The sequence below is a fragment of the Mesorhizobium sp. NZP2077 genome (genome assembly GCF_013170805.1).
Lineage (GTDB): Bacteria > Pseudomonadota > Alphaproteobacteria > Rhizobiales > Rhizobiaceae > Mesorhizobium.
Window position 1 is genome coordinate 1457882 of record NZ_CP051293.1, and the last position, 22370, is coordinate 1480251.

Consider the following 22370-nt stretch of genomic DNA (forward strand, 5'->3'; position numbering starts at 1 on the left):
CGTTTTGACGCAATTCCGGACGGAAAACCGCTCACACTTTTCCTGGAATTGCTCTAGCCTTTCAACGCGGCCTGCTCGGCAATGGTTGAAAGCACGCTGCGCACATCCAGGGTGCTGAACGGCTTTTCCAGGATCTGCGGCCGCTGCTGCGCCGGCAAGGCCTCGACTTCGGCCTTGGCGCCGATCAGGTCTCCGGTGACCAGCACGAAACGCCGTGCGAGGTCGGGCCTTTCGGCCAGCAGTTCGCGGTAGATGGCCATGCCTGATATGCCGGGCATGCGCAGGTCCGAAAAGACGATGTCCGGCGGCATGTGGCCGCCCAGGGTGGCGGCGCCTGATTCCCAGACTGGCGCGATCCGCGACTTGATGCCCATCAGTTCGAGAATGTCGGACAAGGAGCCGGCGACATCAGGCTCGTCGTCGATGATCAGAGCGTGACGCAGGCCGCTCGAGCGTGGCTGGGCTTCGCCGACGGCGGCGATGCCGGCCGAAATGGCCGGCAACTGGACGACGAAACGCGCGCCTCTGGGCAGCACTTCCTCGAACCAGACATTGCCATTGTGCCGTTCGATGATCGATTTCGAGATCGACAGGCCGATGCCGGTGCCGACGCCGACAGGCTTGGTGGTGAAATAGGATTCGAAGATTCGGTTGCGGATCGCTTCGGGAATGCCGGGTCCATTGTCCTCGACCGAAAAGCCGGGTTTGCCCAGGTCGCTGCGGAACGTCCGCACCTTGATCAGCCGGTCGCCGGCAACACCGGCCAAAGCGTGCTGGCTGTTGATGAGGAAATTGGCCGCCACCTGCGTCACGTGGTCGGCGTCGGCCATGACCAGCAGCGGACCGGGCGCGAAATCGGTATCGATGATGATGCCGCTCGAGCGTGCGCCATAGGCGGTGACCTCGAGGGCGGCGCGGATCACCTGATTGAGGTCGGTCTCGGCCTGGGCCGCCGGATGCAGCCGGACCATCGACAGGAAGCTCTTGACGATGCGGCCGCAGCGCTCGGCCGCGGCACGCACCTTCTCGGCGCGGACCTTGGTTTGTGGGTCGGAGGCGAATTCGTGCAACAGCGTCGATTGCGCCACCACCACCGCCAGCGGGTTGTTGAGCTCGTGCGAGACGCCGGCGAGCAGGGAGCCCATCGCCGCCATCTTCTCGTTCTGATGCAGCTTCTCGCGTTGCCGGTTGATCTCTTCCTCCGCGCGCAGCCTGTCGCGCAGGTCGCGGATCGAGCCGAAGATCAGGCGGCGGTCGGCGACCCGCATCTCGGTCGCCGTCAGTTCGATCGGGAACACCTCGCCGGCGGCATTCTGCGTCACGGTCTCGAGTCGCTGGCCGACCATCGGCGCGCCGCGGCCCGACATGTAGTCGGCGCCCGAGGAATAGCCCTTGCGGTAGTATTCCGGCACGACGGTGTCGAGCAGGTCCTTGCCGAGGATGTCGCTGCGCTGGAAGCCGAACATCTTTTCGGCGGCAGGATTGAATTCGATGATCGATCCGGCCTCGTCGATGACGATGATGGCATCAAGCGACGCCTGCAGCATGGTACGGCGGATCACTTCGCTGGCATGGGCGTCGGAGGGCGAGTGTTCGATGGCGTCGCCGATGGCGAGCGCTATGATGTGCAGCGTTGCCTCTTCCTCGTCGGTCCACTCGCGCTCCTCGACGCAATCATTGACGGCGAGCGTGCCCCACAGATGACCGTGCGCGAAGACCGATACCGACAGGAACGACTTGATGTTCTGCTTTTCGAAATCGGTTCTCAGGAACCCTTCGAGATTGCGCGTATGGCCGGCGAAGATCTTGCCCTGCCGTTCGTCCTCGGCCACGCGCTCCAGCAGCGGATCCGAATTGACGATCGACTGCATGATGACGGTCGGTGAGGCCAGTTCCCCGCCAAAGTCGGGGGCGATCCAGTAGGCGGCCACCGACTGGGCAAAACCCTGGCCGGGCAGTTCGCGCAGGCGGAACAGGATGCCGCGCTGGCACTCCATGGCGCGGCACAGTGTTTCCAATATGCCTTCCATCTCGCGTTGCCAATCGCCTGCCTCGCGCAGCCGGCGAACGACGCGCACGGCCGCCATCGCCGCGCCCTGTCTGAAACCCTGTGCATCCGTGCTTGTTGCTTCGCCCGTCATTTTCAGCCGTTATTCCAAAGTCATGCTCAATTCGATCGGCCCAATTCGATCGGCGAGCAACGGCTGTGAACCTGAGACCGCGTGGGCCTGGCGCTCAGTTGCTGTCGCCGGTCGGCAGCGAGAAGATATAGCCTTCACCGCGCACCGTGCGCAGGAATTTCGGGTTGGCCGGATCCGCCTCGATCTTCTTTCTCAGGCGCATGATGCGGATGTCGACGGCTCGCGACGATTCCGGATCCTCGGTGAAGCCGATCGCCTCCGAGATCGCGGCGCGCGTCAAAAGCCGGTTGGCACGGGTCAGGAAAACCTCCAGCACATCGAATTCGCTCTTGGCCATGTCGATCACGGCGCCGTTGGCGCCGGTGACCAGCCGGCCGTCAAGATCGGCCTGGAACGGGCCGAAGGCGACGGAACGGCGGTCCGTCCTGGCTTTCTTGTTGAGCAGCTCCGTTGGCTCTGGAACGCGGCGCAGTACGCTGCGGACCCTCGCCAGCACTTCGCGCAGCTCGTATGGCTTGACGATATAGTCGTCGGCGCCGAGTTCCAACCCGACGATGCGGTCGAGCGCAGTGCCGGCGGCGGTCGCGTAGATGATGCCGATCGGCATTTTCGAGCGCAACCAGCGGCCGAGCGACAGCCCGTCCTCGCCCGGCATGGCGATGTCGAGAATGGCCAGATGGAAGGATTGAGTTTCGATCAGGCCGCGCGCGGCGGCCGCGGTTTCCGCGGTCGCCACATCATAGCCGGCGGCGCCGAGATATTCGGCAACCGCGTCCCTCAGGTCGGGCTCGTCTTCGACGATAACAATTCTTGCCCGCACGATGCCCTCGCTCCCACTTTCAGTGGAAAGTAGATTGGGTATAAACATGATGTCCAGCACTCATATCCGGTTGCAAGGGAACGGTTGGAAAACATGGCCGCACGAGCCGTCATTGCGCTTGTGTCCGTCGCCGACGTGGTGGCGACCGAACTTGCCGACCATCTCGAGCGGCGTGGCCATGATGTGCGCCAGGCGCGGCAGCCCTGGGAGGCGGAATCGCTGCTGGCTGGCGGGGGCATCGACGTCGTCGTCGTCGGGGACAGTCTCAGCCAGGCGGAAGGGCGGGACCTGCTCAGGCGTTATGGCGGCCAAGGCGGGGGCGGCGAGGATGGGCCCGATTTCATCCTGATCTGCCGGCCGGCCGATCTCGTCGACAAGGTGCTGGCGCTCGAACTGGGTGCGGCCGACGTTGTCGAAAGCCCGCTCAATGTCAGGGAATTGGCTGCCCGGGTCGGCGGCCTGCTTTCGCGGCGGGGCAGGGGCACCCAGGAACTGATCGTGCTGGAGAACGCGACCGTCGATTTGAGATCGGCGATCGTCATGCACCGCTCCGGCACTGAGGAACAGCTGTCGCCCGGTCAGGTGGCGCTGCTCAGGCTGTTCCTGGCGAGCCCCCGCAAGGTGCTGACGCGTGACGACATCATCGCCGCCGCACCGGCCGAGAACGCCGACGCCTTCGATCGCTCGATCGATTCGCGTATCGTGCGGCTGCGCCGCAAGCTCGACACCGAAACCATCACCACCATACGCGGCACCGGCTACCGGTTCGATCCGCCGCGGCAATTCGCCGACTAAAGGCTGGACACTCGGGCTATCTTTCTGGCTGAGCATCGGATGTTCCTACTCACCGACGCTCCCAAAACTCAGCGTACCACCAGCAACGACGGACCCGATGGCATGTCATTGGCCATGGCGATTTCGTTCGCGTGGGCGCGGTCCTTGAGGAGAACAGTGGCAAGGGCGGCAAAGCCGAGCAGGCCCTGCGCATAGAGCAGTGCGGAAAGCACCGAGGCCGCGAATTTCGTTTTCATCGTTCCAACTCCCGGAAATGCGAATTTCTTCAAAAACAAGTGTGTCGCGGGTCGCTTCAGGAAACTCCCGAAGTGCCCGCGCCGCCCACGGAGCCCCCCGTCGCGGCGCGGGCCTTCGGTCCTCTCGGCAGCAAGTTGCCGGAGGGGCCGCGCAATGCCAGCAACCGAAGGCCAACCCGCCAGAGGGCCTTCAACCGGGCGATGCGCAGGCTGGAAACAATCCAGACCGTGGCGGAAAACAGGGCGACGTGCAGGGTAGAGATTTCGCTCGAACTCATCGCCGCCAGCCTTGCCGCGTGGCCGCCGGCAACCGTGCCGACACCGCCGATGACTGCTGCCGTGATGCTGATCCTGAAGAGCCAGGACCGTATGTTCGTTTTCGTTCCCATGGTCGTTGCCGTCTGCTTTCGTTGCGTCAACTTTGCTGCCGGCCCGTATCGGGATCATGCCGCTCGAAGCCGCGCTTTGTTGCAAGTTGGTTTCGAGATTGAGGTCTGCCCTTTCATATAAGAGATATTCGAACTTTCGTTTCACGGAAAATACCTATGTGCTGCATCTCATTTCTTTGTTTTGCGGGTGAGATCACGGCCGCTATGGCCGTCTGCCCGTTAACCAGAGGAAACTGATTCGAAACACAAACGAGCATTTCGCGAAATCTCTTCGAAACATGCCACAGCGATAAGCCGCTCATCGAATTGGAGCCGGCTGGGCCGGCAGAGAGAGGGGACATCATGCACACCACCATTTCCGCCAAGCTCATCAACATCACCGCGGCCGCGCTTACGGGTACCGCACTTCTGTTCGGCGCCAATGCAGCGCACGCCGCCAACAAGATCGTGGCGCGCGTCTCACTGTCACAGCAGGTCATGGAAGTCTCGGTCGATGGCCGGCCGACCTTTGCCTGGAAGGTGTCCACCGGCGACAGGGCGCATGTGACGCCGACCGGCTCGTTCAAGCCGACGCGCATGCATGAGATGTGGTATTCGAAGAAGTACGACAACGCGCCGATGCCGCACTCGGTGTTCTTCAGCGGCGGCTACGCGGTGCACGCTACCTATGCGATCAAGCACCTCGGCCAGCCGGCCTCGCATGGCTGCGTGCGTCTGCATCCCGACAATGCCGCCGATTTCTACCAGCTTGTCGAGACCTTCGGGCCCGACAACACCAGCATCGTCATCGTCAAGTAGCAGGCTGGGAACGGGCCGGCTTACTGCCGCGCCTGTTCAGGACTCCCGCCGGAACATTCCTGCGGTACTGAGCGCAGCCAAAAAAGAGGCCGGGAATTTCCCGGCCTCTTTTTCTTGTTCTTCGGGGTTTTCTATCAGTCCTGCAACGCCGGCATCAGCTTCGGATCCGGTTTTTCCGCCAGATGCGGCAGATCCTTGCTGGCGATGAAGGTATAGAACATCGGCACGACGAAGAGCGTGAACATAGTGCCGACCAAGATGCCGCTGAAGATCACGATGCCCATCGAATACCGGGCCGCAGCACCCGCGCCGCTGGAAACGATCAGCGGCACCACGCCAAGGGCCATCGCAGCCGTCGTCATCAGGATCGGCCGCAGCCGCACCTTGGCCGAGGCGATGATGGCGTCGCGCCGCCGCATGCCATGGGCCTCGCGCTGTTGGTTGGCGAATTCGACCAGCAGGATGCCGTGCTTGGTGATCAGGCCGATCAGTGTGATCAGGCCGACCTGCGTGTAGATGTTGAGCGTCGCCGGTGGGATGCTGAAGTGTGATCCCATGATCATGAAAATCATATTGAGATTCGGGATCATGTTGAGCGGCAACATCGCGCCGAAGATCGACAGCGGCACCGCCATCATGATGATCAGCGGGTCGCGGAAGCTTTCGAACTGCGCCGCCAGCACCAGATAAATGACGATAACGGCCGCCGCGAATGCGATCAGAATCGTGTTGCCCTGCTCCTTCTCCTGCCGGGACTGGCCGGAGTAGTCGATGAAGAACGTGTCGGGCAGGTTTTCCCTGGCGATGTCCTCCAGCGCTTTCAGCCCGTCTCCGGTGGTGACGCCAGGCAGCGGCAGCGCGGAAATCGTCGCCGAATTCAGCTGGTTGAACTGTTCGATGGCGGCCGGCGACGCATTGGTCGAAATCTTCACCACCGCCGACAGCGGCACCATCTCGCCGGTCACGCTGCGCACGAAATACTCGCCGAGCTTTTCAGGGTTGTCGCGGAATTGCTGCGGCACCTGCGGAATGATGTCGTAGCTGTTGGAGTCGCGGTCGAATTGCGCCACTTCAGCGCCGCCGACAAGCAAGGTCAGCGTTCGGCCGATATCGGCGATCGGCAGGTTCAGCGCGGCGGCGCGGTCTCGGTCGATGGTTACCGTCACCTGCGGTGCATCATAGGCCATCGAATTCTGCACGACGATGAAGCGGCCGGAGGCCTGCGCCTTGTTCTTGATCTGCTCGGCCACCTCGTACACTTCCGAGGAATCGCCGGTCGAGCGCACCACCATGGAGATGGGCAGGCCGCCGCCGGAGCCCGGCAGCGTCGGCGGCGCGAAGACGAAGGCCTGGACACCCGCCACTTTTGCGATACGAGCGGTAATGTCGGCCTGCAGTTCCTTGGAATTTCGCTTGCGGTCCGCCCAGTCCTTGAAGGCAAAGCCGACGAAGGCGCTGTTTGTCGTGCCGCCGAAGGCGACGGCGGAGAACTGCGCCCGTGTTTCCGGAATGTCCTTCACCAGTCCCAGAATCTGGTTAACATAGGTCTCGGTGTAATCGGATGTCGCATAGCGTGGCCCCGTCACAATCGACAGCAGGAAGCCCTGGTCTTCTTCCGGTGCCAGTTCGCTGGAGGTCTTGGTGAACATGAAGCCGGTCACGCCGACGAGTGCGAGCACGATGATCAACGTCAAGGGACGATAATTCAGCGAACCAGCGACGGCCCGCTCATAGGCGTGTTCGACCCGCGCGAAAATACCGTCGACAATGCGCTGGAAACGGCCTGGTGTGCCCGCCTTCAAGAGACGCGCGGACATCATCGGGGTGATGGTGACGGCGATGATGCCCGACAGCACCACCGAGCCGGCGAGCGTGACCGCGAATTCGCGAAACAGCGCGCCGGTCAGGCCGCCGGTGAAGGCCAGCGGTGCGAACACGGCGGCCAGCGTCATGGTCATGGCGACAATGGCAGAGGCGATTTCGCGCATGCCGCTGAACGCCGCCTGCATCGGCGACATGTGGTCTTCTTCCATATGGCGGTGGATGTTCTCCACCACCACGATGGCGTCATCGACGACAAGGCCGATCGCCAGTACCATGGCGAGCAGCGACAGAAGATTGATCGAGTAGCCCACCGCAAACAGAAGAAAGCAGACGCCGATCAGCGACAGCGGGATGGTGATAATCGGCATCATCACCGAACGGAACGAGCCAAGGAACAAGAGGATGACGACGACGACGATGGCAACCGCTTCGGCGATGGTCTTGAACACTTCGTAGATCGAGGCGCTGATCTGGCCGGTGGCGTCGTAGACGACCTCGATCGTCATGCCTTTCGGCAGCGTCTCCTGAATCTGCGGCACGAGCTTGGTGAGCGCCGCCGCCGTCGTCAGCGGATTGGCTGCAGGTGTCGGGAAGATGGCCAGGAAGGTGCCTGGCTTTCCGTTGAAGGAGACCCTTGTGTCGGTGTTCTCCGCGCCGAGTTCGACGCGCGCCACGTCGCGCAGCCGCACCACGTTGCCGTCGGTCGAGCGCAGCGGCAGCTCGGCGAAGGCTTCCGGTGTCTGCAGTGTCGAGCGCACGGTGATCGACGAGACGACATATTCGTTCTGGGTGTTGCCGGGCGCCGACAGGAAGTTGGAGTTGTTGATCGCCGCCAGCACTTCTGCCGCCGTCACACCGCGCGCGGCAAGCCTGACCGGATCGACCCAGACGCGCATCGAGTATTGCTGGGCGCCGAAGATCTGCACGTCGGCGACACCTTCGACCGTCGACATGCGGGGCCTGATGACACGCTCGATATACTCTGTCAGCTGCTCCTTCGTCATGTTGGGATTCTGCATCGAGATGTACATCATCGCGAACTGCTGGCCGGTGCCCTTGACGATGACCGGGTCCTTGGATGCATCCGGCAAGGTGCCGCGCACGCCCTGGACCTTGGACAGCACTTCGGTCAACGCCACGTCGGGGTTGGAGCCGAGCTTCATCTGCACCGTCACGGTACTGGAGGAGGGACGGCTGGACGAGGTGACGTAGTCGATGTTCTCGGTTGAGGCGACGGCGCGCGCGATCGGGGCGGAAATGAAGCCCTGGATCAGGTCGGCGCTGGCGCCTGGATAGGCGGTCGTGATGGTGATCGCGGTTTCGTCAACCTTTGGATACTGCCGGATCGACAGGTTGAAGATGCCCTGGAAACCCAGAAGCAGGATCAAGCAGGCAAGGACCGTCGACAGGACGGGCCGGCGAATGAAGAGATCGGAAAAGCTCATTGCTGTTCGGCCTGCTTATTCGCCGATTTCGTCGGGTCGATGGTGTTGTCGACATTTACGGAGATGCCGTTGAAGAGGCGGTTCTGACCGGCGGTGACGACTTCGTCGCCAGCCTTCAGCCCTTCAATGATCTCGACCATGCCTTGGTTGCGGCGGCCCGGCTTGACGAAGACCTGCGACAGCACCAGCGAGGGCTTGTCGCCCTCCGCAGCCGGCTTGGCCGGATCGGCGGCCGGCTTGTCGGCTGGCTTTGCAGCATCGGCAGCGGGCTTCATGGCATCAGCTGCCGGCTTCATCGCATCCGCCGGCTTGGCGTCCGCCGGTTTGTCGGCAGCCGCCGCGGCAGGCTTTTCGTCCGGCTTGGCCGGGGTGGCCGCAGCGGGCTTTGCCGGCTGCACCACGAAGATGTAGTCGCCATAAAGGCTGGAGGTCAGTGCCGTCTGTGGCAGCGTCAGCACGTTCTGCTCTTCGGGCAGTTCGACACGCACCTGCACGAACTGGCCAGGAGTCAGCTTGCCGTCGGGATTGGCGACCTCGGCCCTAATGTTGACCAGCCGGCTGGAGGAGTCGATTTTCGGGTCGATGCCGCGAATGGCGCCGGCAAACGGCTTGTCCTCACCGCCGAAGCCCAACCGAACCGTCTGGCCGATCTTGAGCAGGGGGAGTTGCTGTTCGGGAACCGAGAAATCGACGCGCATCGTGTCGAGGTCCTGCAACGTCACCACGGCAGTGCCGGGCGCCATATACTGGCCGATATCGATCTTTGGAATGCCGACCGTGCCACCGAAAGGCGCCGTCAGCTGCTTCTGGTCGAGCACGGCCTGCAGCTTGGTGACCTGGGATGCCGAGGCCGAGGCCGCCGCCCGCGCCGTGTCCAGCGTCGAGTCGGAACCGACGCCACGCTTGGTCAGTTCGATTGCGCGAGCCAGCGATGTCTGATCGAGCGCGGCCTGCGCCTTCTGTGCGTCGAGATCGGCGCGCTCGACAGCGTCATCGAGCTGCAGGAGAACCGCGTTGGCCGCCACTTTCTGGTTCGCGTGGAAAAGGATGTCCTTGACGATGCCGGCGGTCTCGACCGTCAGGTCGACACCGCGTACCGCCTTGACCGTACCGATCGCCTCGACGCCCGGCGTCCAGCTCGAGGGCTTGGCGATGGTTGTCGACACGGTCGCTGCCGGCGGCTTCATGGTGGCGAAAAACTGCTTGGTGCCGTATTCGCGCATGACGTTAGTGCCGACAATGATGCCGACCACAACAACGAGAACGACCAGAACCAGAATGATGAGAAAGAAACGAAGTATGCGCTTGAACAAGGAAGTCCCCTCAGTCGAAATCCGGCGCGAAGCGCGGACATCGGGACACATATCGACTGCGGGTCCCGATTTCAAATAGTGGCGGACTTACTGTACCGTCTGGACGGTCTTGTCAATTGGGCCTAAGCTTGCGAAGGGAGGCGCCATGAGAGCCCAACGACCGAACTCGCGCGAGAAGATTCTCGCCGCAGCGGCTGATGTTGCCCGGGAATCCGGGCCCGGGAGCCTGTCTCTGGATGCCGTCGCCAGCCGCGCCGGCGTGTCGAAAGGCGGGCTGCTCTACAATTTCCCGACCAAGGCCAAATTGATGCAGGGGCTGGTCGAGGGCTATCTGCGCGATTTCGAGCAAGCGCTCGAATCCGCCAACAGCAACGACAATGGCAAAAATCCGCTCGCCGTCTACATCAGCCTGTCGGCCAATGATTGCGAGGAAAAACAACCATCGGCATCGTGGATCTTTTCGGCGATCGCCGAGGATCCTGATTTCTTGACGCCGATAAAGACATTCAAGCGGCAGCTCTTCGAACGGCTGAAGGGTGAGGCAAAAGATCTCAAATCGCTGCTGGTCTGTTATCTCGCCATCGAGGGGCTGCGCAGCATGAACCTTTTCGATTCCGACGTGCTGTCGAAGGACGAACGCGAGCTGCTGGTCTCATCCCTGCTGGACATCGCCGGCTCGCCCGATGGTGCGACCGCTTCGGGGAAGCGCTCCTGACAGGCTTTCAGTAGGCTCTGCCGGTGTCAGGGTCGAAGAGCCGCAGCGCGTCCTCGCTGAAGGCGAAGCTGACTGCCTGACTTTTCGCGACACGGGACGACGGCGGCAGGCAGGCCGTCAGCCGTTGCGTGCCGATCCGGGCCGTCGTCACCAGTTCGGGGCCGGTCAGTTCGACAACCTCGATCTCCACGGGCAGTGACAGGTCCGTCGCGGCTCCGGTCGCGACGCGAAGCGCTTCCGGCCTGATACCGACGACCACCGGAGCGCCTTCGCGCGCCGCGTTCGCATAGCGTGCCGTCAGAGGAATCTGCACATCGGACTCTGCTATGGCCAGCTTGCCATCGGTGATCACCGCCTGCAGCATGTTCATGGACGGCGCACCGACAAAGCCGGCGACATAAAGCGTGGCTGGTTCGTTGTAGATCTCTTCCGGCGTTCCGAGCTGCTCGATCCTGCCATCGCGCATCACGGCGATGCGTGTCGCCAGCGTCATCGCCTCGATCTGGTCGTGGGTGACGTATACGACGGTGGTCTGCAGCATCTGGTGCAGCCGTTTCAACTCGGTGCGCATCTCCAGGCGCAGCTTGGCGTCGAGGTTGGACAGCGGCTCGTCGAAGAGGAAGACCTGCGGCTTGCGCACCAGCGCCCTGCCTATGGCGACGCGCTGGCGCTGTCCGCCGGACAGCTGGCTCGGCTTGCGGTCGAGCAGAGCCTCGATCTGCAGCAGCCTTGCCGCTTCGCTCACCGCCTTTTCGCGCTCGTCGCCGGCAACGCCGCGCATCTCCAGCCCGAAGCCGATGTTGCGGCGGACCGTCAGGTTCGGATAGAGCGCGTAGGATTGGAAGACCATGGCGATGTCGCGGTTCTTGGGATGGACACCGAGGATCGAGCGGTCGCCGATCAGGACATCGCCGCTTGTCGCTTCGGCGAGGCCCGCGATGATGTTGAGGAGCGTCGACTTTCCGCAACCCGACGAGCCGAGCAGCACCAGGAACTCGCCGCTCTGCAGCGCGATGTCGATGCCTTTCAGCGTTTCGACGCTGCCGTAGTTCTTGCGGACGTTGCGGATTTCAAGCGCGCTCATGCATGGATTCCTCGAACTGCATCGGCCCGCCATAGTTGCGGGGCAGAGTGGAAATGGCGCGCGACGCTACCTGCGTCGCGGCATTCAGCGAGGCGGTCAGCGTCCGGTCCTGCGCCAGTGCGGCCAGGAAGGCCGCATTGAAGACATCGCCGGCGCCGATCGTGTCGATGACCTTGACGTCGGGCGCCGTCGCCCTGACCAGCGCTCCGCCCGGGCCGATGGCGATCGCCCCCTCTGGGCCGCGCTTGACGACGACGGTCGCGCCCTTCTTCATGCTGGACTGGATTTGCCGCGCGGCTTCGACCGGATCGGGCAGGCCGGCCAGGGTCACGGTTTCCACCTCGTTGAACAAGGCAAGGTCGCAGCGCGCGAGCCAGGCGCGTGCCGCCTTGCAGTTCGCCGGCGTCCAACCCTCCAGCGGCCAGCCAGTGTCGAGCGCCACCGCGATGCCGTGCCCGTTCGCCCAGTCGAAGAACGCCTCGTAGTCGCGTGTGAGATCATCGGTGAGGAAGGAGCCGCACAGCAGCGCGTAGCCACCGGCGAGCCGCTTGCCGCCGAGCACCGAAAATACGTCGGCAAGGCTGAAGCGGGGCAGGTGGCCGCGCGTGGTGAAAAACGTCCTTTCGCCGTCGGGATGGGTCATACCGACCGAAAGGGTCGTGCTCTCGGGGCGCACCGACCATTTGTCGGCACGGTCGCCGAAAGCCTCACAAAGCCAGCGGCCAAACTGATCGTCGCCGACATTGGCGGCGATCTCGAAATCGATGCCCAGCGCCTGCCAGGCAAGTCCGGTGTTGCCGGCCTGTCCGCCGACGCGAAGTTCGTCATGGTCGACGACGGTTTCCGTTCCGGCCTTCGGCCACGGCGCGACCGGGCCGACGATCAGGTCGACATTGACGTTGCCGATCACTGCAAGCGGACGCATCACTCGCTCCTGGTGATCTTGGTGGAGCGGACAGGCGTGCCGGCATTGTCGACGCGGCTGTCGGCGAAGGCGATCATCAGGCGCTGCGCGACCGGCAGCTTGGCGAAGATGGCCGCCATGCCGGAAGCCGGCTTAAACGATAGCGTGACGGCACCGGCGACGGGCGATTGCCCTGACGCGTCGAAGATGACGAGCGGTGCGCCGGTCTCGACGACGGAGGTGGCCATGGCGGTCACCAGTTCCGCGGTCGGGTCGTTGCCGCGAAACAGGATGACGCCGATTTTTTGGCCGAGCATCTCCATCGGCCCATGCCGCAACTGGCCGCCTTCGAGAGAAAAGCAGGGTAGCCGCGACAGTTCGGTAAGACCAAGTGCCAGCGCTTCGGCAACGCCTTGTAAGCGGCGGCCGGAGGTGACGATGGTCGTCACCTTTTCCAGTACCGCGAGTGCCTGTGTGATGTCGTTGTCCTGTGGTTGATCCAGTGCCTCAAGGGCTACCTTAGGGTCTTCGCCGAGTGCGGCAAGGATGGCCAGGTGCAAGGCGAAGGTCACGGTCAGGCTGCGGGTGGCGGCGAAGGCCAGTTCGGTGCCGCCGGCGCCGACCAGGCATGGCGCGGTGCGAGCGAGGAACGAGCCGCCTTCGAGCGTCAGGCCGAAAACATCGGCAGCGTTGCCGGCCTCCGCAAACCATCTGACGACCTCGGCGCTCTCGCCGGATTGGGAGGTGACGAGCACCGTCCGGCCCGTCAGCGGCAGCGGCTGGCCGAGCTGCTCGGACAGCGGCAACGCCAGCGCATCGATGCCGAGTGCACGGTAGAGCGGCTCGACGGCGCGCCCGACCGCATGCGAGCCGCCCATGCCGAGCAGAAGCAGACGACCGGTTTTCTCGATCGAGGCCGCGACTTCAGTCGCCATGGCAGCGTTGTGCTCGAACGAAGCACGCGCATCGGCATGCTGGCGTGCCATTTCGCGATCGATGGCGAGCAGTCCCGCCGGTCGAATTTTTGTTGCAGTCATCATCATCCTTTCACACCGCCGCTCGTCAGGCCCGAAATCAGCGCGCGCTGCATGACCAGGCCGATCAGCACCGGCGGCAAAGCGGCGAGCACGCCCGCGGTGGCGATCAGACCGTAGTCGGAAACACGGCCTCCGGCCAAATCGGCGATGGCGACAGTCAAGGTCTTGGCGCGCTGATCGGAGGTGAACAGCAACGCATAGAAGAATTCGTCCCAGGCCAACAGCACGGCAAACAGCGCCGATGTCGCCATCACCGGTGCGGCCAACGGCAACGTGATGATGCGCAGCGTCTGGAACAGGCCGGCGCCGTCGATCATCGCCGCCGCCTCGATCTCGCGCGGGATGGAGTCAAAACCGGACTTCATCAGCCAGGTGGTGAAGGGCGCCAATATGGTGAGATAGACCAGCGCCAGGCCGAAGACATTGTTGAGCAGCCCGAGATGCGACAGACCCATATAAAGCGGCACGGCGAGCGCCACCGGCGGCAGCATATAGGTGGCGATGACCATCGACAGCGACCAGCCGATCGCCGGCGTGCGCGAGACCGCCCAGCCGGCGGGGATGGCCAGAGCGAGTGCCGCCAGCGTTGCCATGCCGGATATCTCCAGGCTGTTGCGCAGCGATGAGGTGAAGGCGGCGCCGGTGCTGTTTTCAGCTGTCGACAGCAATGTGTGATAGCGGGAGAAGTCGGCAACCTGCGGCCACCAGCGCAGCGGCTTGGCGGCGAGATCGGCAGCCGGCGAAATGCTCATGATGAACAGCCAGGCGATGGGCGCCAGGATGATTGCGGCCAGCACCAGCGCACAGGCATAGATAAAGATCGTGAAGGCGGGGCTCTTGCGTTCCATCAGGCGGCACTCCCGGCGGTCTTCCTGACCAGCGCCGCATAGGCGACGGCGAGCACCGTGACGAGCAAGGTGACGATCAGCGCCAGCGATGCGCCGGAGCCGGCGCGCTGGAAGGAGAACGCTTCCTGGTAGACGAGGATCGACAGCGTGCGCGTGCTGTTGGCAGGGCCGCCGCGGGTCATCACCCAGATGATGTCGAACACCTTGAAGGCCTCGATGGTGCGCAGCACCAGCGCCACCATCAGCGGGCCGGCGAGATAGGGCAGGATGACAAAGCGGAAGCGGTTGAAAGGTCCCGCGCCGTCGACGAGCGAGGCGGCGGTGATGTCACGCGGCACCGCCTGCAAGGCAGCCAGAGCGATCAGCGCTACCAGCGGAAAGTTCTTCCAGCAGTCGGCGACGATCAGCGCCGCCAGCGCCGTGCCGGGTTCGCCGAGCCAGGAGCGGTAGGAATCGATGAGATGCAGTTGTGTCAAGGCAGCGTTCAGCGCGCCATATTCCGGATTGTAGATCAAACGCCACAGCGTGGCGTTGACCACTGTCGGCAAAGCCCAGGGCAGGATCATCAAGGCGCGCAGGACGGCGCGGCCATGGAATTGCTGATTGAGCAGCAAGGCCGCCAGCACGCCGATCACCATTTCGGCGGCAACCGAAATGACCGCGAACAGCGTCGTGGTCACCAGCGTGCGCGAAAAGTTCGAACTCGACAGCATGTTGGTGTAATTGTCGAAGCCGACGTAATTACCGCCGGTGCCGACCAGCTTGGCGTCGGTGAAGGACAAGTTGATCGTATCGACCAACGGCCAGCCGATGACGGCGACCATGACCACGAGCAGCGGCAGCATCAAGAGCCATGCACGGGTCGTCATCCAGGTGCCCGACATCAGAGCAGCCTCTCTTCATTCATGTTGATTTCAGATATGGCACGGGCGGCATAAGGCCGCCCGTGATCGGAGAACAATGCCTTACAGGCCGCTGTTTTTCGCGGCCGTGTTCAAGGCATCCTCAGGCGAGGACTGGCCGAGCAACGATTCCTGGATCGCCTGCTGCAGCGCGGTCGACAGCTCCTGGTATTTCGGCGTGGTCGGACGCGGATACATAGCGGCCAAGCCAAGCTTGGCTGCCGCGATCAGCTCTTCCTGGCCCTTGGTGACGGCCGGGTCGTCATAGGACGAGGCCCAGATCGGCAGCGAGAGCTTGGCGTACTGGTTCTGCGTCGCCTGCGAGGTCATGAAGGTGATGTACTTCCAGGCTTCGTCCGGATGCTTCGAGACCGCGGTGACGCCGAGGCCCATCGAGCCGTTGACGGCCGACACGTCGCTAATGCCGGTGACGCCCGGTGCCGGCACGACGCCGACCTTGCCCACGACCTTCGAGTCCTTCGGATCGTTGGCCATGTTGTACATGTAGGTCCAGTTCAGCGCGAAGGCGGCATCACCGTTTTCAAAGACCTTGCGCACGTCCTCTTCCAGGAATTCCTTGGAATTCGGGTTGGTGAGGCCGGACTTGTAGCTGTCGACCATGTATTTCAGCGCCGACAGGCCGCCGCCATTCTGGAAGTCCGGCTTGCCGTCCTTGAGGAAGTCGCCGCCATAGGCGCTGACCAGCGTGGTGTAGTCGCAGATCGCCGCTTCGGCCTGCGACCAGCTCCAGGCGATAGGCGTCTTCAGGAGGCCCTTATCCTGGATGATCTTGGCCTGTGCGCCGAGCTCTTCCCAGGTCTTCGGCGGAGCCTTGATGCCGGCCTTTTCCAGAATGTCCTTGTTGTAGAACAAATATTTGGTGTCGAGAATCCAGGGCATGCCATAGTACTTGCCGTCATACTGGACCGTGGTCCAGGCGCCGGGCAACACGCCCTTCTTCATGTCGTCGGTGATCTTGGACGAGACGTCGACCAGCACCTTGTTGGTGGCGTATTCGGCCGGCCAGATAACGTCAAACAGCACGACGTCGTAGCCGCCGCCTGACCCTTGCGCGAGCACCGTCTTGTCGTGCAGGCCTTCATAGGGGACGAATTCGAGATTGACCTTGACGTCCGGGTTGGCCTTGGCGAAGGCGTCCGTCATGGCGCGCACGTCGGCCTCGCTGTAGGCGGCCTGCGCCATGAACAGCGCGTTGAGTGTCGTTTCGGCGAAAGCGTGAGGGACGAACAGTTCTCCGGCGAAGACCGCACCGACCAGTGTTTTGGTGATTGTCTTAAGCATCTACTTCTCCCATTTCCGGTGTTGACGGGCCGGCGATGCTGATGTTTCGCATCGTCTTCCCGGATCCATGTCGCGTGACCTGATGGTTATCCGGCTGACCAGTGGCGACAGGCAGCGGCCTTTGCCATCTTGTTTTGGGTCATTCGGTCTGCATTAAGTCAACTCGCTTGACTTAATTAGTCGATCAATATTCTAATGGAGTCAAGAGGGGAAACGCCGGTGGACGACATCAGCCCGATCCGCGCCAAAAGCGGCACCAATCAGGAAGGCACCAGCGCGCACAACCGCCGTGTCATGATCGAGGCATTGCGTCTCAATGGGGCGCTTTCGCGTGCCGACCTGGCGCGGGCGACGCAGCTCACCAAACAGGCGGTCTCCAACATCATCGAGGATCTCGAAAGCGACGGCCTGGTCGTCGCGCTCGATGCCGTGCGCAAGGGCAGGGGGCAGCCCTCGACCCCCTACAGGCTGGTGCCCGAAGGCGCCTTCGCCATCGGTCTGCATATCGACCGCCATCTGACGCGCGCGGTTGCCGTCGACCTGATGGGCAGCGTGCTGGCGCGCGCCGAGGCGAACCTGCCTTTCGACGAGCCGTCGAAGGGCGTTGATATCATCCTTGAGCTGATCGCTGGTGTCCGCCGCGACCTGGCCGGCATTTCGGCCCAGTCGGAAAAACGGCTGGTCGGTCTCGGCGTTGCCATGCCGGGCCCTTTCGGCCTGAAGGATTCCGACGACAAATGGATGATGCCGGCCTGGCAGAAATTTCCGCTGCTGGAGACGCTGGCCAAAGGTACGGGACTGAATGTCGGCCTGCAGAACGATGCCGCCGCCTGCGCCACGGCCGAACGCATTGTCGGCGCCGCACACGGCGTCGACCACGCGGTCTGCCTCTATGTCGGTTACGGCATCGGCGCCGGACTGATCCTCAATGGCGAGCTCTACAGCGGCGGCCATGGCAATGCCGGCGAAATCGGCATGGCGCTGCTGGCGGCGGCCGGTCCGGGCTCGACGCCGCTGGAGCACCGCGCGTCGTTGGCCTCGCTTTACCAGCATCTCGGCCTCAACCCGGCGGACAGCGATATCTACGAACAGATGAATGCCCTGGTGCTGGCCGAGAATCCCGGGATGATGGCCTGGATCGACGGGGCGGCGCATGATCTGCGCTGGAGCGTGCATCTCATTGAAACGATCTTCGATCCGCAGACCGTGATCTTGACCAGCGGCGCGCCGGAAGCGCTGGCGCGCCGGCTTGTCGAGGCGATGCATCCGCTGCTGCCGTCGATCGCCGATCGGCCGGGCCGGGTCTTGCCGCGCTTGCAACTCGGCACCACCGATCCCTGGTCGATCGCGCTCGGCGCGGCCGCGGCGCCGATCAGCCGTGCCTTCGATCCGCTGTTCTCGGCGATCCTGAAGACAAGCCCCGGTCCGGTGTAAGCCGCGGCGAGGACCTGAAAGCACGTCGCGTCGAACCGGCGTGTCGTTCATCCAAACCCGAAGTCACCTTTGGGCGACATGCCCTAAAGCCGGCTGTCGTCGTCACACAGGGTTCATCGACCGGAAATAGCGTCTTTCTCGGTTCTTTGCTGCAATGCAATAGGAGTGGGACATGGTGGACATAGTTTCTAGTGAGGCGGGCATTCCGAGACCGGAGCATCCGCTGGATAGTTCGGGCAGCGCGAAGTGGTTCCTGCCGGCCTTCGGCATGCTGGTGCTGGTCGGCGTCGTCTATGTCGGCTACGCGCTGAGCCAGGATCTGGCAGTGGCCAAGACCGTGCCGTGGATCCTGCTGGGCATCGCCTTGCTGATCGCGCTCGGCTTCGAATTCGTCAACGGCTTCCACGACACCGCCAACGCGGTGGCGACGGTCATCTACACACGCTCCCTGCCGGCAGAGTTCGCTGTCATCTGGTCGGGCGCCTTCAATTTCCTCGGCGTTCTCACCTCGAGCGGCGCGGTGGCCTTCGGTATCCTGTCGCTGTTGCCGGTCGAACTGATCCTGCAGGTAGGCTCCTCCTCAGGCTTCGCCATGGTCTTCGCGCTCCTCGTCGCGGCGATCCTGTGGAACCTCGGCACCTGGTTCCTCGGCCTGCCGGCATCGAGTTCGCACACGATGGTTGGCTCGATCATCGGTGTCGGCCTCGCCAACCAGTTCATGGCACCCGCCGGCAGCGCCACCAGCGGCGTCGACTGGTCGCAGGCGACCAATGTCGGTGTCACCTTGCTGGTATCGCCGATTATCGGCTTCTTCGCCGCGGCGATCCTGCTCTATGTGATGAAGATACTCATCCGCAATCCGGCCCTCTACGAGGCGCCGAAAGGCAATGCGCCGCCGCCCTGGTGGATCCGCGCACTGCTGATCTTCACCTGCACCGGTGTCAGCTTCGCGCACGGCTCCAACGACGGACAGAAGGGCATGGGCCTGATCATGCTGATCCTGATCGGCGTGGTGCCGACGGCCTATGCGTTGAACCGCACGCCCGACATCAACTATCTCGAAGCATACAAATCCGCTTCGGCCAGCGTAGAGACGGCACTGGGCAAATATGTTAAGCCCGGCGTCACGGTCGCGGATGCCAATGCCGCCAAGGCAGCCGTCCAGGACGCCGTGCGCACCCGGACCTGGAGCGACCAGACGACCGTCGCGCTGCAGACCTACATCCACAACACGACCGCTTCGCTCCAGCCCTACGCCTCGGTCGATAACGTGCCGACCGATCTGGTCAGCAACGCCCGCAACGACATCTATCTGATCGGCGAGGCGCTCAAGCTGATCGACAAGAAGAAGCTGCTGCCGATGCAGGACGCCGACCTCAAGGCGGTCACCGACTACCACAAGGCCGTCGACAACGCGACGAAGTTCATCCCGATCTGGGTGAAGGTTGCGGTCGCGCTGGCGCTTGGCCTTGGCACTATGGTTGGCTGGAAACGCATCGTCGTCACGGTTGGCGAGAAGATCGGCAAGAGTCACCTGACCTATGGCCAGGGTGCGGCGGCGGAACTCGTGGCCATGGTGACCATCGGCATGGCCGATCGGCTGGGTCTGCCGGTGTCGACAACCCATGTGCTGTCGTCGGGCGTTGCCGGAACGATGGCCGCCAATGGCTCGGGCCTGCAATGGTCAACGGTGCGCAACCTGCTGTTGGCCTGGGTGCTGACCCTGCCGTGCTCGATCGCGCTTGCCTTCACGCTGTTCATCATCTTCCGCCAGGTGTTCTGAACGGGCGTATAAGCAGCGCCGGTCGCCGGCGCTGCCTTTTTCTTTGAGTGAGCACTGTGTTCAAGCGGGGCGGGGACGTATTCGTTTCTATTGACGTGGAACATACCTAGGAAATTGGCCAAAACGTCCATCGGTTCGTCATCCACGGGCGGAGCAAGGAGCATAGCGACGCGGCGCAGACCCCTGGAGCTGCTCCGCAGCCCAAGGGATCCATGCCGCGACTTCCGAGCGCCGCTGCGGTGCAGAATTTTGCTCCGCTGCACTCCACGGCTAAGGTCACGGAATGGATCCCAGGGTCTGTGCGACGTCGCTTCGCGACTGCTACGCCCTAGGATGACGAAGTTTAGAAGCCTCGGCCAATCTCAAACGTTGGCGACGGCCGCTCGAATCCTGGCTAACACCGCTGAACCGTCGAGAAGCAACGGCCTCGCCAGTCTCAGGTCGGGTCTTCGCGATGCAGATCGTGGATGGCAATGCCATCGACATTGGTCGGCATCGTCAGCCATTTGCGGTGGCGCAAGGTGCGCTGCGTATCTTCCAGGCCCGTCTCCCAATGCTCGCGCATCGAGGTGCCGGAGAATTCATAGTCCTTGGCGTGACCCTCATAGCCCTTGTGCTGGTAGATGAGGTGCACGATGTTGACGATGCCGGCATCCGAATAGTCGGCGATCAGGGCTTCCTCGGCCGGCGTCAGTTGCTCCTTCGGCACACGCTTGAGCGCATCGAGCAGCCGCATCTTCAGGCTATGGATGCGCTTGAAATTGTCGGTGTTCTGGCGCGTGCGGCTCGAATACATGATGTCCTTGTGACGCGACAGCACGTCCGGCATGCTGCGCGGCAGGACGCCACGGGCGCTGAACAGGTCGACCTGGAACACCAGGGAAGAACGGTCCTCTTCCTGGTCGAGCAGATATTGCAGCGGCGTGTTGGAGACGATGCCGCCGTCCCAGTAATACTCGCCCTCTATGCGGACCGATGGAAAGGCCGGCGGCAGTGCACCGCTGGCCATGATGTGCTCGGGTCCGATGCGGACCTTCTCGGTATCGAAATAGACGAAATTGCCGGTGCGGACGTTGACCGCGCCGACGCTCAGCCGCTTCTTGCCGTCGTTCAGCACGTCGAAATCGATCAGGCTCTCCAGCGTGTCCTTCAGTTCAGCGGTGTCGTAGAAGCTGGTGGCACCCTCGGCGCCCTGCGGCTCGAGCCAGGGGTTGGGGTTGCGCGGCTTGAAGAAGCCGGGCTGGCCCATGGTCATCGTCATCCATGAGGACGTACGGTTGCGGATGTCGCGGTAGATGTCGCCTTCAGGCGTGTGGGACCAGATCTTGCGGCCCGAGATGGTCTGCCAGAACTGTTCGAGCCGCTGCAGGCGGCGGCTCGGCTCATTGCCGGCGATGATCGAGGCATTGATGGCGCCGATCGAAACGCCGGACAGCCAGCTCGGCTCGCAGCCGGCATCCGCCAGCGCCTGGTAGACGCCGGCCTGATAGGCGCCGAGCGCACCGCCGCCTTGGAACACCAGGGCGATGCGGTCATACTGTGCCGAGATCTCCTCGATCGTGGCGGCGGCTTCCTTGTTTCGGTTGCGCTCAAGCACGAATTTTCTCCGGCTGGGTTGTGCTGGCTGCGAGCCGGCCGTGATCGCTGAGATAGTCGTGGACGACCTCGCCCAAGCCAAGCGTCAGATCGGCTTTGAAGTGGACGGCGGAGACGATGTCGAGCACTGGCAGCTTCGCCACGTCGGCCATGACATGGGGCCGAAGATCGAGTGCGGCGGGCGCCGTCCAGGCTTCCTTCAGCGTGATGTCGGTCAGGTAATAGCGCACCAGCTCGCAGATGCGCGGTGTGCCGTCGACATGCGGGATGATCTTAATCAGGAAATTGGGAGCGGCGAGCGCGGCGAGCACCGAATCGTGATCGGCTTCCCGGTGCTTGTAGCCCATCGTGCCGGTGGCGCACAGAACGCTGCCATAGTGCAGCGTGCCGACGATCACCTCGCCTTCATGGACGATCTTGGGATTGGCCAGTTTCTTGGGAAACCCCCAGAGCTCGCGGCCGCCGGCGATCGGCGCATCGTCGTCGAGATACATCGAATGAACGTAGCCGCCATGCTGGCCCTTGTACTTCACCGGGATGACCTGGCCGGTCTCGGTGTAGTCGCCGAAGCCGGTCGAGTCGGGCATGCGAATGAATTCGTATTTGACCAGCGGCTCGTCGATCTCCAGCGGCGCCGGCACCACGGCCTCGAGCGCCTCGCGCGTCGTGCGGTAGGTGATGATAATGTATTCGCGATCGAAGAAACGATAGGGTCCGGGCGGGAAAGACGGATTGGTCAGCGGCATCGCATAGGCGCGCTTCACGACGTCGGCGATTTCCAAGCTGCACCCCCCTCAGGTTCTCAGACGAATTTTCGTCCCAGGAATAAGCGCGCGAATGCGCAACCAATTATGTTGCACGGCACCATGACAATGCCGTGTTAGCCTGACGACCATGGTTTCGCAGCGGTCGAGAGCTATGCCGGCGCTGTCGTCTGGCTGTAATCGCATCGACACATGGCTCTGCCATTGTCATGTTGCGACGCACAATTATATCTCTCATTC

The 22370-nt window shown here is 62.9% G+C and carries 19 protein-coding genes; 5 read left to right on the forward strand and 14 right to left on the reverse strand.

Features of this window, described 5'->3' with window-relative positions; genetic code table 11:
• Positions 1-53 precede the first annotated feature (53 nt).
• Together HGP13_RS07180 and HGP13_RS07185 are read right to left on the reverse strand one after the other, a co-directional pair.
• Positions 54-2141, reverse strand: a complete 2088-nt coding sequence (locus HGP13_RS07180) for a PAS domain S-box protein (protein ID WP_172223250.1) — start codon at positions 2139-2141, stop codon at positions 54-56.
• A gap of 94 nt (positions 2142-2235) precedes the next feature.
• The gene (locus HGP13_RS07185) at positions 2236-3009 is read right to left on the reverse strand and encodes a response regulator transcription factor (RefSeq protein ID WP_172223253.1); all 774 of its coding nucleotides are present in this window, start codon (positions 3007-3009) and stop codon (positions 2236-2238) included.
• A 45-nt stretch (positions 3010-3054) separates the two neighbouring features.
• Here HGP13_RS07185 and HGP13_RS07190 point away from each other — a divergent pair, with 45 nt between their 5' ends.
• The gene (locus HGP13_RS07190) at positions 3055-3756 is read left to right on the forward strand and encodes a response regulator transcription factor (RefSeq protein WP_172223255.1); all 702 of its coding nucleotides are present in this window, start codon (positions 3055-3057) and stop codon (positions 3754-3756) included.
• A 68-nt stretch (positions 3757-3824) separates the two neighbouring features.
• Here the strand turns inward: HGP13_RS07190 and HGP13_RS07195 are convergent, their stop codons facing one another.
• Together HGP13_RS07195 and HGP13_RS07200 are read right to left on the reverse strand one after the other, a co-directional pair.
• A complete protein-coding gene (locus HGP13_RS07195) occupies positions 3825-3992 on the reverse strand; it encodes a hypothetical protein (protein ID WP_081850344.1) in 168 nt (55 codons plus the stop codon).
• 56 nt (positions 3993-4048) lie between these two features.
• Complete coding sequence (locus HGP13_RS07200; protein ID WP_172223258.1) at positions 4049-4381, reverse strand: hypothetical protein; 333 nt, start codon at positions 4379-4381, stop codon at positions 4049-4051.
• 342 nt (positions 4382-4723) lie between these two features.
• On the opposite strand from HGP13_RS07200, the gene HGP13_RS07205 reads away from it, so the two are divergent.
• On the forward strand, positions 4724-5179 hold the full coding sequence (locus HGP13_RS07205; RefSeq protein WP_172223261.1) for a L,D-transpeptidase: 456 nt from the start codon (positions 4724-4726) through the stop codon (positions 5177-5179).
• 134 nt (positions 5180-5313) lie between these two features.
• Here the strand turns inward: HGP13_RS07205 and HGP13_RS07210 are convergent, their stop codons facing one another.
• Both HGP13_RS07210 and HGP13_RS07215 read right to left on the reverse strand, forming a co-directional pair.
• Positions 5314-8448: an efflux RND transporter permease subunit gene (locus HGP13_RS07210; RefSeq protein ID WP_172223263.1), complete on the reverse strand. Its 3135-nt coding sequence runs from the start codon at positions 8446-8448 to the stop codon at positions 5314-5316.
• Positions 8445-9761 carry an efflux RND transporter periplasmic adaptor subunit gene (locus HGP13_RS07215; protein WP_172223266.1) on the reverse strand — a complete coding sequence of 439 codons (1317 nt, stop codon included), beginning with the start codon at positions 9759-9761 and terminating at the stop codon, positions 8445-8447. Before HGP13_RS07215 ends, HGP13_RS07210 begins: the two co-directional genes overlap by 4 nt.
• Before the next feature lie 145 nt (positions 9762-9906).
• On the opposite strand from HGP13_RS07215, the gene HGP13_RS07220 reads away from it, so the two are divergent.
• Complete coding sequence (locus tag HGP13_RS07220) at positions 9907-10476, forward strand: TetR/AcrR family transcriptional regulator (protein WP_172223269.1); 570 nt, start codon at positions 9907-9909, stop codon at positions 10474-10476.
• Between the two features lie 7 nt (positions 10477-10483).
• Here HGP13_RS07220 and ugpC read toward each other — a convergent pair whose 3' ends face one another.
• From ugpC to HGP13_RS07250, 6 genes are all read right to left on the reverse strand, one after another.
• Entirely contained in the window at positions 10484-11560 is a 1077-nt protein-coding gene (gene ugpC, locus HGP13_RS07225) for a sn-glycerol-3-phosphate ABC transporter ATP-binding protein UgpC (protein ID WP_172223272.1), read from the reverse strand.
• Entirely contained in the window at positions 11547-12485 is a 939-nt protein-coding gene (locus tag HGP13_RS07230) for a PfkB family carbohydrate kinase (protein ID WP_172223275.1), read from the reverse strand. Before HGP13_RS07230 ends, ugpC begins: the two co-directional genes overlap by 14 nt.
• Entirely contained in the window at positions 12485-13507 is a 1023-nt protein-coding gene (locus tag HGP13_RS07235; protein WP_172223279.1) for an SIS domain-containing protein, read from the reverse strand. The genes HGP13_RS07230 and HGP13_RS07235 overlap by 1 nt, the downstream gene beginning before the upstream one ends.
• A complete protein-coding gene (locus HGP13_RS07240; protein ID WP_172223282.1) occupies positions 13504-14349 on the reverse strand; it encodes a carbohydrate ABC transporter permease in 846 nt (281 codons plus the stop codon). Before HGP13_RS07240 ends, HGP13_RS07235 begins: the two co-directional genes overlap by 4 nt.
• Entirely contained in the window at positions 14349-15233 is an 885-nt protein-coding gene (locus HGP13_RS07245; RefSeq protein WP_172223285.1) for a sugar ABC transporter permease, read from the reverse strand. Before HGP13_RS07245 ends, HGP13_RS07240 begins: the two co-directional genes overlap by 1 nt.
• An 81-nt stretch (positions 15234-15314) precedes the next feature.
• Positions 15315-16553 carry an extracellular solute-binding protein gene (locus HGP13_RS07250; protein WP_172223288.1) on the reverse strand — a complete coding sequence of 413 codons (1239 nt, stop codon included), beginning with the start codon at positions 16551-16553 and terminating at the stop codon, positions 15315-15317.
• A 219-nt stretch (positions 16554-16772) separates the two neighbouring features.
• Here HGP13_RS07250 and HGP13_RS07255 point away from each other — a divergent pair, with 219 nt between their 5' ends.
• Positions 16773-17987: an ROK family transcriptional regulator gene (locus HGP13_RS07255; RefSeq protein ID WP_172223291.1), complete on the forward strand. Its 1215-nt coding sequence runs from the start codon at positions 16773-16775 to the stop codon at positions 17985-17987.
• 172 nt (positions 17988-18159) lie between these two features.
• Positions 18160-19770 (forward strand): inorganic phosphate transporter, encoded by a 1611-nt coding sequence (locus HGP13_RS07260; protein ID WP_172223293.1) that lies wholly within the window; start codon positions 18160-18162, stop codon positions 19768-19770.
• Positions 19771-20206: 436 nt separating this feature from the next.
• Here HGP13_RS07260 and HGP13_RS07265 read toward each other — a convergent pair whose 3' ends face one another.
• Complete coding sequence (locus tag HGP13_RS07265) at positions 20207-21367, reverse strand: patatin-like phospholipase family protein (protein ID WP_172223296.1); 1161 nt, start codon at positions 21365-21367, stop codon at positions 20207-20209.
• Complete coding sequence (locus HGP13_RS07270) at positions 21360-22148, reverse strand: acetoacetate decarboxylase (protein ID WP_172223299.1); 789 nt, start codon at positions 22146-22148, stop codon at positions 21360-21362. Before HGP13_RS07270 ends, HGP13_RS07265 begins: the two co-directional genes overlap by 8 nt.
• Positions 22149-22370 lie beyond the last annotated feature (222 nt).